Source organism: Bradyrhizobium sp. Crot121 (genome assembly GCF_059512385.1).
Map to the genome: position 1 here is coordinate 37381 of NZ_JCAMOR010000005.1, position 14308 is coordinate 51688.

Consider the following 14308-nt stretch of genomic DNA (forward strand, 5'->3'; position numbering starts at 1 on the left):
CCGCGGGAGCTGGTGAAAATCTTGTGGGCCTTAAGCGTGGTCATCAGAAGCCCTCGCGAAGCCATCGTCCGACCTTTCCGAAATAACCGTCAGTCCCTGTCTTGAGCTGCCGCGTGTGCCGCGGTTCAACATGTTCGAGGTGAGCGTATTGCGGATAGACCAGAAGCCCGGTGGGCACCGCGAACGACGGCCCCTTGGCCTCGTTGGGCAGACGGCCGAAGCCGAGCGGACGGCCGATCCGCACCGGCCGATTGAGAATGCGGGTGGCGAGTTCGATCATGCCGGTGAGCTGCGCGGCACCGCCGCTGAGCACGACCCGCGCCCTCGGCTCTGCCGCGAACGGGGAGGCCTTGAGCCGGTCCCGGACCATCTCAAAAATCTCCTCGGCGCGATGCCGCACGATGTTCGCAATCGTGGCGCGGGAGACGATCTGCGGCGTATCGCGTTCGTCGCCGGCGGTCGGGACCGACATCAGCTCGCGCGCATCCGAGCCGCCAGTCAGCACGGTGCCATATAAAGTCTTGATTCGCTCGGCATCCGCAATGCACGCGCCGATGCCACGCGCGAGATCCATCGTGATGTGCTGCCCGCCGAGCGCAAATCCCGACGCATGCACGAAGCGTCCGCCCGAATAGGTCGCGATCGTGGTCGAGCCGGCGCCCATCTCGACCACGGCGGCGCCGAGATCGGCTTCGTCATCGGTGAGCACCGAGAGGCCGGCGACATAGGAGCTTGCCGCCATCGCCTCGACGTTGAGGTGGCAACGCTCGACCACGAGCATCAGGTTCTTGGCAACGGTGGCGTCGGCCGTGACGACGTTCATGTCGACGCCGAACTGGCGCGCCACCATGCCGCGCGGATCGCGGATTCCCTTGACCCCATCGAGCGCGTAGCCGACCGGCAGCGCGTGCAGCACGGTCCGCCCATGGGCGGTCGCGTGGATCATGCCGGCTGTGGTGACGCGGCTGATATCGGCTTCCGTCACCGAGCCGCCGCGAATGTCGGCGGCAGCCTCGACGAGCTGGCCCGCGGGCCGGCCGCCGGCAACCGGCAGCAGCACGGATTCGACACGGACCTTGGCCATGCGCTCGGCAAGCGCCACTGCATGACGCACCGCCTTCTCGCATTCGGCGAGATCGACCACCGCGCCGGCCTTGACGCCGCGCGACTGGATCTGGCTGTAGCCGATCAATTCCACCGCATGGGTGCGGCCGCGCAGGGCTTCGCTCGGCGGCGACGGCTTCAGCCGCGCGATCATGCAGGCGATCTTGCTGGTGCCGATATCGAGCGAAGCCACAAGCGCGGTGCGCTTGTGGGCCATCGGGCGTGTCTTCGGCGTCAGATTGCGATCGAGGACGGTCATGCGTCACCGCCCTTCTTCTTGGACTTCTTGTCCTTGAACAACTCCTCGCGCGCCTTTGCGGCGTCCTCGGACAGTTGCACCGTCAACCGGTCAGGCAGGCGCATGTCGACGGCGACGATGTCGCGCGAGAACAGCCGGTCTTCCTTGTCGAGCTTGGAGAGCGCGGCGAGCGCATTGCCGACGTCGTTCTCGGGCAGGCGGATGTCGAGGCCATCCTTGAGCCGCAGGTTCCAGCGCCGTTCGCCGACGAAGATCGCGGCCTTGGTCACCGAGCGCACCTGCGGATAGCGATCGAGCAGCGCCAGGAAATCCTTGGCCCTGGTCTCGGCCCCCTTGCCGACCACGAGCGGCAACGTGAGGAAGCGGCGCGACACGTAGGGCTCGAGGACCGCGCCATCATCCGCGACCACGGACAGGCGCCCATCCTGCTGCCACAGCGCGAACGCCTTGCGCTCGACGATATCGATCTGGAGCTGGCCCGGATAAAGCTTCAGGATCGTCGCGTCGGCGATCCAGGGATTGGCCTTCAGCCGATCACGCACAGTCGCGGCATCCAGGAACAACAGCGAGGAGCGGCCATTGACGCCGCCGATCGCCAGCACCTCGTCCTGGCTCAACTGCTTGCGGCCGTTGATGGCCACGGTGGTGATTCGGAAGCCTGCCGAGTTGGCGAGCGCGTTGCGCGCATCCGAAAGTCCCGTCACGAATTCGTCGACATGGCCGCCCTTGACGATGCCGAGGCCGGCGCTGCCGAGCAGGATGAAGACGGTGGCGGCAAGACCGACGCGGCGCGGCAGATAGCGCTCGATCAGAAGGATGAAGCGGCTGGGCGGATCGCGATCGATCACGGGCGGGGCGCGGCGGGCACGACGACTAGCACGACGGCGGGCAAAATACTCGCGCAGCAGCACCGCCGCTCCAATAGCGGCTGCTTTCAGGTCAGCTTCGGGCCTCAGCGATCGCAGTGATCGAGTGAGGCGGCCTGCACCATCCATTGCACGAGCTCGTCAAATCTTGTGCCCGCAACACGTTTGCGGGTCCTGGCGCACACAACGTCTCGGTGATGCCGGCCTGGGTGTCGAAGCCAGTAAGAAAGGCCCCCCGTCCCTCGTTACGCGTGTCGAAGTGAGAGTTCCCGCGACAGCTCACGCCCGGCAGCCAAGCGCTACATGCGCCGCCGGCGTTAACCTTCGGACTTCCTGGTAAACAAAAGGTAAAAGCGGTTAACGCAGAACAGGTTTTGATGAGCGATGTGCGTACTTTGCCACGCAATCCTTAGGATTTTAGCAATCCCGGGGGCCGATTCGGGATGGAACCCGGTTCCCGACGCTTCTACACGCTCCCCCGTCATTCCGGGGCGATGCGAAGCATCGAGCCCGGAATCCATTTCGCCAGTAGCGCTGCGGCCCGATGCATTCCGGGTTCGCGCTTCGCGCGCCCCGGAATGACGGACGGAGGGATGGCGCTAACTAACCCACCCCAACCGCCCGCCGCTTGGCCAATTCGATCTGTTCGTGCAGGAAATCGACGAATTCGATGCCCTGCGCCTTGAGCGCCTTCGGGTAGAGCGAGGCCTTGGTCAGCCCAGGCAGCGTATTGGTCTCCAGATAGATCGGCCCCTTGGCGGAGACGATGAAGTCGGTGCGGGAATAGCCGCTGCAGGACAGCGCCCGGTGGGCGCGGAGCGCGAGGTCCATGATCGCGGCGCTGATATCAGGCGAAAAGCGCCCGGGGCAGATCTCCTGGGTCGATTTGAGCAGGTATTTTGCGGTGTAGTCGAACGCGCCCTCCGCCGGCACGATCTCGATCGGCGGCAGCGAAAAGATTGCGCCGTCGGAGCGCTCCAGCACGCCGCAGGTTGCCTCCACGCCCGCAACGAACGGCTCGATCAGATAGTCCTCCGTCCTGGCGGCGTTGCGGACGGCAACGATGTCCTGCTTCGCATTGACGAAGATCAGGCCGTAGCTCGATCCGTCGCGCGCAGGCTTGGCGATCAGCCTGCCATATTCGGCGAAGGCAGCGTCAATCTCGTCCAGCGCGATGCAGCCCGGCGCCGGCACGCCCGCAATCGCCGAGAATCGCTTCGCCGCGACCTTGTCGAAGGCAAGATGCGAGGACGCCGAACCCGAACCGGTGAAGGGGATGCCGCGCATCTCGCACATCGCCTGCAATTCGCCGTTCTCGGCGCTCCCGCCGTGCAGGCCAAGCACCAGCACGCGATCCTCGCGGGCAGCCTGGTCAAGCGCTTGCGCGAGCGGGACGCCGCGGGTGCCGGGCCTGAACTCGTCCTGGAAGGGCCTCGCATGTTCGAGAAGCTGCTCGGACCGCACGACATGGACATTGTCGGCCACGTCCCAGAACCAGAGATCGGCTTCCGGCAAAGCCTGGAGCAGCGCCTGCGCGCTTGCCACCGAGACGAGGCGTTCCTTGTTGCTGCCGCCGAAGAGAATGGTCGTTCGCATCAGCTTCGCTCGATCCCGATTCGCTTGATTTCCCAGTGTAGCTCGATTCCCGACGTCTCTTTCACCCGCTGCCGTACGGTTTCGCCGAGCGTCTCGATATCGTGTCCGGTGGCATTGCCGGTGTTGATCAGGAAATTGCAGTGCATCTCCGAGACCTGGGCGCCGCCGACGCGCAGGCCGCGGCAACCGGCGGCATCGATCAATTTCCAGGCGCTGCTGCCCGGCGGGTTCTTGAACGTCGAGCCGCCCGTCTTCTCGCGAATCGGCTGCGCGGTCTCGCGGTGGGTCTGCACCTCGTTCATGCGCGCGCGGATCGCCTCGGGCGCGGTGATCCTGCCGCGAAAGCGCGCGGAGGTGAAGATGATCGAGGGATCGACGCCGCTGCTCCGGTAGACGAATTTCATGTCGGCATTGGTGAAGACATGCCTAGTGCCGTCGCGGCCAATGCCGGTGGCGTCCAGCAGCACATCCTTGGTCTCGCCGCCGTTGGCACCCGCATTCATGCGCAGCGCACCGCCGACAGTGCCGGGGATGCCGAAGAAGAACTCCATGCCGCCGATATTTGCAGCCGCCGCCGTCTCGGCCACGCGCTTGTCGAGCGCAGCAGTGCCGGCGCTGACGATGTCGCCTTCGGCCCTGGTCTCGCCGAATGCGCGCGGCGCGAGGCGGATCACGACGCCCGGCACCCCGCCGTCGCGCACGATCAGGTTCGAGCCGACGCCGACGACATAAACCGGCAAATCCTGCGGCAGGCGCGCCAGGAAATAAGCGAGGTCGTCCTCGTCCGCCGGCGTGAACAGCACCTGCGCCGGTCCGCCGACGCGAAACCACGTCAGTTCCGCCAGCGACTGGTTCGCCAAGAGGCGCCCGCGCAAGTCCGGCATCGCGGCTTTCAGTTCGAGGGTGATGTCGGGGAAACCGGCCACGCTAGCCCAGCGCCTTCAATTCGCCGGGCAATGCGTAAGCCCATTGCGTGATGTTGCCGGCGCCGAGGCACACGACGAGATCGCCGGGCCTCGCAAGGCCGCGAACGATCTTCGCAAGCTCGCCGGCATTCGGCAGCGGGATCACATCGCGATGGCCGTGCGCGCGCAGGCCGAGCACGAAATGATCGCGGTCGATGCCCGGGATCGGCGCCTCGCCGGCCGGATAGACCTCGGCGACGACAACCGCGTCGGCATCGTTGAAGCAGGTGCAGAATTCCTCGAACAGCGACTGCAGGCGGGTGAAACGATGCGGCTGCACCACGGCGATGATCCTGCCGCTGTAGGACTCGCGCGCAGCTTTCAGCACCGCGGCGATCTCGACGGGATGGTGACCGTAATCGTCGATCACGATGACGCCGTTCCACTCGCCGGTCCGGGTGAAGCGCCGCTTCACGCCGCCGAAGCCAGCGATGGCCTTGCGGATCGCTTCGTCGGAAATGCCGAGCTCATGCGCGACCGCGATCGCCGCGGTGACGTTCGACGCATTGTGGCGGCCCGGCATCGGCAGCACGATGTCCGATATCTCGTGCGTCACGTCGGTCTTGCGGTTGCGGAAGGCGACCTTGAACTTGGAGCCGCCGGGTATCGGCTGCAGGTCGACCAGTCGCGCATCGGCCTGCGGATTCTCACCATAGGTGATGATGCGGCGATCCTCGATGCGGCCGACGATCGTCTGCACCACGGGATGGTCGATGCACATCACCGCAAAGCCATAGAACGGCACGTTCTCGACGAAGGCGCGGAATGCGTCCTGCACCGCCTCGAAGGTCCCGAAGTGATCGAGATGCTCGGGGTCGACATTGGTGACGATGGCGACGTCCGTCGGCAGCTTCAGGAACGTGCCGTCGCTTTCGTCGGCTTCCACCACCATCCAGTCGCCGGCGCCGAGCCGCGCATTGGTGCCGTAGGCATTGATGATGCCGCCATTGATCACGGTCGGATCGAAATCGCCGGCATCGAGCAAGGCTGCAACCATTGAGGTGGTCGTGGTCTTGCCATGAGTGCCGGCGATCGCAACGCAGCTCTTCAGCCGCATCAATTCCGCGAGCATCTCGGCGCGGCGCACCACCGGAATGCGCTGCGCCCGGGCGGCCATCAATTCCGGATTATCGCGCTTGATCGCGGTCGAGACCACGACGACGTCGGCGCCGTTGACGTTCTCGGCCTTGTGCCCAACCGAAACCTTGACGCCCTTCTCGCGCAACCGCGCGACATTGCCGCTCTCGGAAGCATCAGAGCCCTGCACGGTGTAGCCGAGATTGCAGAGCACCTCGGCAATGCCGCTCATGCCGATGCCGCCGATCCCGATGAAGTGGATAGGTCCGATCTCGCGCGGCAGTCTCATGAGACAATCCTTCGATATTCTGCGCAGCCCGAGAGATTCAAATCGGCTCTGCAAATTACTGGATGCCTCGCTTTCGCGGGGCATGACAAGGGCAATTTCTGCAGAATCGCCTAAATTCCAGCCACTTTCACCACCAGATCGGCCAGTCGCTCCGCCGCGTCGAGCCGACCGGCGCCGCGCGCGGCGGATGCCATTGCCGTCAATTTCGCCGGTTCGGCCGCCAAAGCAGAGATTTCCGCCGCCACCCGATCCGGGGTGAACTCGGCCTGCGGAATCCGCAATGCGCGGCCGGCCTGCGACAGCACGCCGGCATTGGCGAACTGGTCCTGGTCGATCGCGCCGGGCAGCGGCACCAGGATCGAGGGCCGGCCGATCGCGGCGAGTTCGGCGACGGTGCCGGCACCGGAGCGCGAGATCACGAGATGGCTGGCGGCTAACCTTGCCGGCAGGTCGGTGAAGAACGGCGCGAGCTCGACATTGATCTTGAGGCGGTCATAGACCGCGCGCACCCGCGCCATGTCCTCCTCCCGCACCTGCTGCGTGAGGATCAGGCGGCTCCACAGCGCCGGCTCGAGCTTTTCGATCGCACCGGGCACGATGTCGCTCATCACCCGCGCACCCTGGCTGCCGCCGACCACAAGCAGGCGCAGCGGGCCGTTCGGTTCCGGCGAGGCAAACGGCACCGCGGCGGCTGCGAGGACGGTGGGCCGCATCGGCGTGCCGACGGTGGTGGTCTTAGCGGCGAGTGCCGGATCGCGGTCGAGCACGCCGGGCAGCGATGTCGCGATCGCATTGACGCGGCTGGAGAGGAAGCGATTGGCGCGGCCGAGCACCGCGTTGGCGTCATGGATAATGCCGGGCACGCCGAGCAGGCGCGCGGCGAGCAGCGGCGGCACCGTGGGATAGCCGCCGAAGCCGACCACCGCGGCCGGCTTCAATCGGCGCACCAGATTGGCGGCAACCACGATGCCATAGCCCAGCGTGAACGCGGTGCGGGCGAGCGAGATCGGATTGCGTCCGCGCACCGTCTCGCTCGGCACCACATCGATATTGTCCTTGGAGAACAGTCCGCTGTAGCGCAGCGCGCGGGCGTCGGTCGCGAGCCGCACGCGCAGGCCGCGTCTGTTCAGTTCCACGCCGAGCGCTTCGGCGGGGAACAAATGGCCGCCGGTGCCACCGGCCGCAAGCAGGATGAGGGGCGCGTTGTCCATATCGGAGCTTCTACTGGCATTTAGCCGTCATTGCGAGCGAAGCGAAGCAATCCATTTCGTCACTTGCGACACTATGGATTGCTTCGTCGCTTCGCTCCTCGCAATGACGGCGGAATGAGCTACGCGTAGCCTGGCGCTGCGCTGGCCGCGTTGGTCGATTCGATCTCGGTGCGTGGGCGCTGCCGGGTCAAGGCCAGCATCATGCCGACGCCGTAGGCGAGCGAGACGATCGACGAGCCGCCATAGGAGATGAACGGCAGCGTCATGCCCTTGGCCGGGATCAATTGCAGGTTGACCGCCATGTTGATCGCAGCCTGCACGCCGAACAGAATTGCGAGCCCCGACGCCGCAAAGCGCGCGAACATGTCCTCGGTCGTGTAGGCGCGCGAGAGCGTGCGGATCACGACGAAGGCGAACAGCGCCAGCAGCGCAAGGCAAAGGATGATGCCGAACTCTTCCGCGGCGACCGCAAAGACGAAGTCAGTGTGGCTGTCCGGCAGGCTGCGCTTTGCAATGCCCTCGCCCGGCCCGAGCCCGAACCAGCCGCCATTCCAGAACGCCTCCATCGCCATGTCGACCTGGAAGGTGTCGCCCGAGGCCGGATTCATGAAGCGCTTGATGCGGCCGGCGACGTGCGGAACGAACAGATAGGCGCTGAACAGGCCAAGGCCCGCGGCGCCCGCAAGCCCGGCGACCCAGATCATCCGCATGCCTGCGATGAAGAATAGCGCGCCCCACACCATCAGGATCAGCATGGTCTGGCCGAAATCGGGCTCCATCACCAAGAGCGAGACCAGCATCAACAGCAGCACCAGCGCCATCGAGGTCGCCGGCATCTCGGGGCGCCTGGTCGATTCCGCAAACAGCCAGGCCGCGAGGATGACGAAGGCCGGCTTTGCCGATTCGGAGGCCTGGATGTTGACGCCGACCAGCGTGATCCAGCGCCGCGAGCCCTTCACTTCCGGGCCGATCAGGAGGGTCATCACGATCAGCGCGATGCTGACAAAGAACACCACCATCGCGGCGCGCCGGATCTGGCGCGGCGACAGGAAAGAGACCGTGATCAGCACGATGAAGGACGGCAGCAGGAACATCACGTGCCGGCTGAAGAAATGGAACGGGTCGAGCCCGATCCGGGTCGCGACCGGCGGGCTCGCCGCCAGCGACAGGATGACACCGCCGAACATCAGCGCGATGACCGCCGCCAGCAGCGGCTTGTCGATGGTCCACCACCAGTCGGAGAACGGGGTGCGTTGATCACGGGCGAGCATGGGCGTCCCCAGAATGCCGAGGTAACGGTCATTGGTGGACGAGGATGGTTTCCGAAGGGTTAATGGATTGAGCAACTTTGGAGATAGAGCGAACCTCTCTCCCGTCGTCATGCCCGGCCTTGTGCCGGGCATCCACGTCTTTGCCGCCGCAACGAAGGGAAGACGTGGATGGCCGGGACAAGCCCGGCCATGACGGGCTACATCACCACCGGCTTGACGCCGGGCAGTGCCGTGACGAGGTCGCGGAAGGCGGCGCCGCGGATTTCGAAATTGCGGTACTGGTCGAAGGAGGCGCAGGCCGGCGACAGCAGGACGACCGCGTCAGTGAGGCCGGAGGCTTCCGCGTCACGCGCTGCATGGGCGACCGCTACATCCAGCGTCTGCGAAATCTCGTGCGGCGCGGCCTCGCCGAGCGTGCCGGCAAACTCCTGCGCCGCCTCGCCGATCAGATAGGCTTTGCGGATGCGCGGGAAATAACCGGTCAGGCTGGTGATGCCGCCGGCCTTCGGCTTGCCGCCGGCGACCCAGAAAATGTCAGTGAAAGACGACAGCGCATGCGCTGCCGCATCCGCATTGGTGCCCTTGGAGTCATTGACGAACAGCACGTTGCCGCGGCGGCCGACCTGCTCCATGCGGTGCGCCAGCCCAGGAAAGCTGCGCAAGCCATTTTGCAGCACGTCCCTCGAGATGCCCATCGCCAGCGTGCAGGCCGACGCGCACGCCGCGTTCTGCGCGTTGTGCAGGCCGCGGAGCGAGCCGATGCCGCCCAGCCGCGCGATCTCGCTGCGCGCGGCGCCGGACGCCAGCACGATGGTCTCGTGCTCGACATAGATGCCGTCGGGCAGCGGGTTCTTCACGGACACCCGCACCACATGCTTGCCCGCCCGATCCAGGCGATCGGCGATGTTGCGGCAGAAGATGTCGTCAACGCCGACGATCGAGGTGCCACCCGGCTGCACGCCCGCGACCAGCCGCTCCTTGACCGCGGCGTAATTCTCCAGCGTGCCGTGGCGATCGATGTGGTCCTCGCTGACATTGAGCAGGATGCCGACGGACGGATCGAGCGAGGGCGTGAGGTCGATCTGGTAGGACGACATCTCGATCACATGCACGCGCCCCATCCGCGGCGGTTCCAGCGACAGGATCGCAGTGCCGATGTTGCCGCCCATCTGGGTGTCGTAGCCGGCGACCTTCATCAGATGGGCGATCAGCGCTGTCGTGGTCGACTTGCCGTTGGTACCGGTGATGGCGACGAACGGCGCTTGCGGCGCGTGACGTTGGCGCTCGCGGCAGAACAGTTCGACATCGCCGATCACCTCGACGCCGGCCTGGCGCGCCAGCAGCACGCTCCAATGCGGCGCGGGATGGGTCAGCGGCGCGCCGGGGGTCAGGATCAGCGCGGCGAAATTCTCCCAGGAGACCGAGCGCAGGTCCGCGGTGACGAAGCCGGCCTGCGCGGCTTTGGCGACGTTGTCGGAGTTGTCGTCGCCGGCAATCACCTCCGCCCCACCCGCCTTCAGCGCATGGCAGCTCGCAAGCCCCGAACCGCCGAGGCCGAACACGGCGACCGTCTTGCCCGCGAAAGAAGTGACTGGGATCATCGCAGCTTCAGCGTCGAAAGGCCGGCGAGCGCCAGCATCACGGCGATGATCCAGAAGCGGATCACGATCTGCGGCTCGGTCCAGCCCTTCTGCTCGAAATGATGGTGCAGCGGCGCCATCCGGAACACGCGCTTGCCGGTGAGCTTGAAGGAGGCCACCTGCACGATCACCGAAACCGCCTCCAGCACGAACAGGCCGCCGATCACCGCCAGCACGATCTCGTGCTTCACCGCGACCGCCGTTGCTCCGAGCATGCCGCCGAGCGCAAGCGAGCCGGTGTCACCCATGAAGATCGAGGCCGGCGGCGCGTTGAACCACAGGAACCCGAGACCAGCGCCCAGCACGGCGCCGCAGAGCACCGCGAGCTCGCCGGTGCCGGCGACGTAGTTGATCTGCAGGTAATCGGAGAACACCGCATTGCCGGTGAGATAGGAAATCATGCCGAAGCTGGCGGCCGCGATCATCACCGGAACGATGGCGAGACCGTCGAGGCCGTCGGTCAGGTTCACCGCGTTGCCCGCGCCGACCATGACGAAGGCGCCGAAGATCACGAAGAACCAGCCGAAATTGAATACGACATCCTTGAAGAAGGGAATCGCGAGCGAGGTCGAGGACACGTCGCGCCCGAGCCGCACCAGCGCGTAACAGGCGGCGAGCGCGATGATCGCCTCGATCGCAAGGCGCAGCTTGCCGGCAAAGCCACTGTGGCTCTGCTTGGTGACTTTCAGATAATCGTCATAGAAGCCGACGAAGCCGAAACCCAGCGTCACCGCCAGCACGATCCAGACATAGGGATTGATCGGGTTGGCCCAGAGCAGCGTCGCCACCACCACGCCGGACAGGATCATCAGCCCGCCCATGGTCGGCGTGCCCTTCTTCGTAATCAGGTGCGATTGCGGGCCGTCGGTGCGGATCGGCTGACCCTTGCCCTGGCGCAACCGCAGATGATCGATGATCCAGGGCCCGAACAGGAACACGAACAGCGCGCCCGTCACCATCGCCCCGCCGGTGCGGAACGTGATGTAGCGGAACACGTTGAGCGCCCCCCGAAACACCCCGAAGCCGGGGACCGTGTTGGAAAGGTCGATCAGCCAATAAAACATTCAATATGCCTATACCGCTTCTTCGCGCGCGGCTTTGCCGGGAAAGCGCTTTTCCAGCGCGTTGACGATCCGCTTCATCTTTGAACCCAGCGATCCCTTGACCATGACAGCATCGCCAGGGCGGATGGCCGTGACCGCCTGGGTCTCCAGACTCGCCGAGCTATCGGCATAGCCTCCCCGCCTCCCCGTGGAAAGAGCGTCCCAGAGGTTGCGCATCAGCGGACCACAACAATAGACGAGATCAATATTGTTGGCGTTGACAGCCTCGGCCAGGCCGCGATGCAGCGCAGGGCCGGTCGGCCCGAGCTCGAGCATGTCGCCGAGCACCGCGATGCGGCGGCCCTGCGCACCCAGCTGCGCCTGCCCGAGCACGTTCAGCGCAGCTGCCATCGACGCCGGATTGGCATTATAGCTCTCGTCGATCAGCGTCGCCTCGCCAGCGCCGATCTCGAGGGTGCGCCGCGCACCACGACCCGCCGGAGCCTCGAGCTGCGACAACGACAAGGCCGCGCGCGCAAGATCCGCCCCGATCAGCGATGCGCCGGCGAGTACGGCGAGCGAGTTCATCGCCATATGGCGGCCGGGCATGCTGATCTTGTAGGTGACGTCGTGGCCGAGGATGTTGGCATGTACGACGGAACAAGTCGCGTGCAGCGACACGTCGATAAGCCGCGCATCGGATTGCGTGTCCATGCCGAAGGCGACGATGCGTGAAATGCCGAGTTCCTTCGCGCGGGCTTCCAGCCTTCCAAATTGCGCATTGTCGCGGTTGAGCACCACGGCGCCATCGGGCTCAAGACCCAGAAAGATCTCCGCCTTGGCGTCCGCGATCTCTTCGATGCCGGAGAAGAACTCCAGATGCACCGGCTCCACGGTGGTCACGACGGCAACATGCGGCCGCACCAGCCTCACCAGCGGCGTGATCTCCCCGACATGGTTCATGCCGATCTCGAACACCGCAAACCGCGCCGACGCCGGACAGCGCGCCAGCGACAGCGGCACGCCCCAGTGATTGTTGAAGGAAGCAACGGAGGCATGGGTCTCGCCTTGCGCCGAGAGCACGTGCCGCAGCGCTTCCTTGGTCGAGGTCTTGCCGACCGAGCCGGTGACCGCGATGATCCTCGCGTTGAGCCGCGCGCGAGAGGCATGGGCAAGATCGACGAGACCGGCGAGCACGTCGTCGACGATCAAGAGCGGTGCATCGGCGGGGAACTTGTCGCGTTGTGCGCTTTCGACCACCGCGAGCGCGGCGCCCGCCTTCAATGCGGCCTCGACAAAATCGTGGCCGTCATGCACGTCGCCCTTGATGGCGAAATAGGCCTCGCTTGGCCGCAGGGTGCGGCTGTCGATGGAAAGGCCGGTGACGCCGGACGGCAAGCGCCCCTGTGTCGCGGCGTGCATCGCCTCCGCCATCGCAGCCGATGTCCATAGTGCTGTGCTCATGCGCCCCTCGCTTCAAGCGCCGCGGCCACGGCTTCATGATCGCTGAACGGCAATGTCTTGTCGCCGATAATCTGTCCGATCTCATGCCCCTTGCCGGCGATCAAGAGCACATCGCCCGGCTGCAATGCCGCGATGGTCGCCTTGATCGCTTCCGCGCGATCGCCGATTTCGCTCGCGCCCTTCGCGGCGCCGAGGATGGCCGCACGGATCGCCGCCGGATTCTCGCTGCGCGGGTTGTCGTCGGTGACGATGACGCTGTCGGCATTGTCAGCGGCAATCGCGCCCATCAGTGGACGCTTGCCCGCGTCGCGGTCGCCGCCGGCGCCAAAGACGACGATCAGCTTGCGCTTCGCATAGGGCCGCAGCGCCTGCAGCGCCTTGGCGAGCGCGTCCGGCTTGTGCGCATAGTCGACGAAAATCGGCGCACCGTTGCGCTCACCGACACGTTCGAGCCGTCCCTTGGCGCCCTCGAGATGTTCGAGGTTTGCAAAGACGGCATCGGCGTCGCTGCCGGTGCCGATCGCAAGGCCGGCCGCCACCAGCGCATTCTCGATCTGGAACTCGCCGACCAGCGGCAAATGGATAGCGCGCTTCCGACCACGGTGTTCGATCGTAAGCTTTTGTGCAAAACCTTCGATCGAAGCGTCGAGCTGGCGAATGCCATCTCCGCCGTCGGCGTTGCGGCCAACCGTGATGGTCCTGAGCTTGCGCGTGCGCGCCGCATCGATCACCTCAGGCGAGCAATCATGATCAGCCGAAATCACGGCTGCCCCGTCGGGCATCACCAGATCACGGAACAGCCGCAGTTTCGCGTTGAGATAGTGCGCCACGTCGGGGTGATAATCCATGTGGTCGCGCGACAGATTGGTGAAGCCGCCGGCGGCAATGCGCACGCCGTCAAGCCGATATTGGTCGAGCCCGTGCGAGGACGCTTCGAATGCCAGATGCGTGACGCCATCGCGGGTGATCTCGTCGAGCTGGCGATGCAGCGCGATCGGATCAGGCGTGGTCAGCGAGCCGTAGACCGTGCGTTTCGGCGACACCAGGCCGATGGTGCCGATGCTCGCGGCATCGTGCCCCAGTCGCTGCCAGATCTGCCGCGTGAAAGCCGCCACCGATGTCTTGCCGCTGGTGCCGGTCACAGCTGCGATCGTCTCGGGCTGGCGCGGGAAGAACTTCGCCGCGGCCAGTGCCAATGCGCGGCGCGGATTTGCCGTCACGACAAAAGGCACGCGCGGAGCGCCTTGCGGCCGATGATCGACGGCGACCGCGGCCGCGCCTGCGGCAATCGCGGCATCGATGAAGCGCGCCCCGTCGGTCTTGTAGCCCGCGAGCGCGAAGAACAGATCGCCCGGCTTCACCGCGCGGCTATCAGCCGTCACCCCTCCGATCTCGATGGCTTCCGCCTGCGGATCGATCGTGGCATCAGCGCTGAAAAGGTCGCGAAGTCTCATGATCTTCCAGTCCGGCCGGCTGCTCGCACGCTCAGATCATGATCCTCGCGGAAACCCTACATCCACGCT

General features: G+C 65.5%; 11 protein-coding genes. All 11 read right to left on the minus strand.

Going from position 1 to position 14308, the window contains the following annotated elements:
* Window positions 1-43 precede the first annotated feature (43 nt).
* Window positions 44-1363 (minus strand): cell division protein FtsA, encoded by a 1320-nt coding sequence (ftsA, locus tag AC5ZGW_RS07420; protein ID WP_028167494.1) that lies wholly within the window; start codon window positions 1361-1363, stop codon window positions 44-46.
* Window positions 1360-2358 carry a cell division protein FtsQ/DivIB gene (locus AC5ZGW_RS07425; protein WP_028167495.1) on the minus strand — a complete coding sequence of 333 codons (999 nt, stop codon included), beginning with the start codon at window positions 2356-2358 and terminating at the stop codon, window positions 1360-1362. Before AC5ZGW_RS07425 ends, ftsA begins: the two co-directional genes overlap by 4 nt.
* Before the next feature lie 474 nt (window positions 2359-2832).
* Window positions 2833-3825, minus strand: coding sequence for a D-alanine--D-alanine ligase family protein (locus AC5ZGW_RS07430; RefSeq protein WP_130227667.1), 993 nt, complete (start codon window positions 3823-3825; stop codon window positions 2833-2835).
* The gene (murB, locus tag AC5ZGW_RS07435; protein ID WP_130227686.1) at window positions 3825-4709 is read right to left on the minus strand and encodes a UDP-N-acetylmuramate dehydrogenase; all 885 of its coding nucleotides are present in this window, start codon (window positions 4707-4709) and stop codon (window positions 3825-3827) included. Before murB ends, AC5ZGW_RS07430 begins: the two co-directional genes overlap by 1 nt.
* A gap of 43 nt (window positions 4710-4752) precedes the next feature.
* Window positions 4753-6156, minus strand: coding sequence for a UDP-N-acetylmuramate--L-alanine ligase (murC, locus tag AC5ZGW_RS07440; RefSeq protein ID WP_130227668.1), 1404 nt, complete (start codon window positions 6154-6156; stop codon window positions 4753-4755).
* Between the two features lie 110 nt (window positions 6157-6266).
* Window positions 6267-7367 carry an undecaprenyldiphospho-muramoylpentapeptide beta-N-acetylglucosaminyltransferase gene (gene murG, locus AC5ZGW_RS07445; RefSeq protein WP_130227669.1) on the minus strand — a complete coding sequence of 367 codons (1101 nt, stop codon included), beginning with the start codon at window positions 7365-7367 and terminating at the stop codon, window positions 6267-6269.
* Window positions 7368-7486: 119 nt separating this feature from the next.
* On the minus strand, window positions 7487-8638 hold the full coding sequence (gene ftsW / locus AC5ZGW_RS07450; RefSeq protein ID WP_028167500.1) for a putative lipid II flippase FtsW: 1152 nt from the start codon (window positions 8636-8638) through the stop codon (window positions 7487-7489).
* Between the two features lie 197 nt (window positions 8639-8835).
* Window positions 8836-10239, minus strand: a complete 1404-nt coding sequence (murD, locus tag AC5ZGW_RS07455; RefSeq protein ID WP_130227670.1) for a UDP-N-acetylmuramoyl-L-alanine--D-glutamate ligase — start codon at window positions 10237-10239, stop codon at window positions 8836-8838.
* Window positions 10236-11342 (minus strand): phospho-N-acetylmuramoyl-pentapeptide-transferase, encoded by a 1107-nt coding sequence (gene mraY / locus AC5ZGW_RS07460; protein WP_028167502.1) that lies wholly within the window; start codon window positions 11340-11342, stop codon window positions 10236-10238. The genes murD and mraY overlap by 4 nt, the downstream gene beginning before the upstream one ends.
* Window positions 11343-11351: 9 nt before the next feature.
* On the minus strand, window positions 11352-12785 hold the full coding sequence (locus tag AC5ZGW_RS07465; protein WP_130227671.1) for a UDP-N-acetylmuramoylalanyl-D-glutamyl-2,6-diaminopimelate--D-alanyl-D-alanine ligase: 1434 nt from the start codon (window positions 12783-12785) through the stop codon (window positions 11352-11354).
* The gene (locus AC5ZGW_RS07470) at window positions 12782-14239 is read right to left on the minus strand and encodes a UDP-N-acetylmuramoyl-L-alanyl-D-glutamate--2,6-diaminopimelate ligase (RefSeq protein ID WP_130227672.1); all 1458 of its coding nucleotides are present in this window, start codon (window positions 14237-14239) and stop codon (window positions 12782-12784) included. Before AC5ZGW_RS07470 ends, AC5ZGW_RS07465 begins: the two co-directional genes overlap by 4 nt.
* Window positions 14240-14308 lie beyond the last annotated feature (69 nt).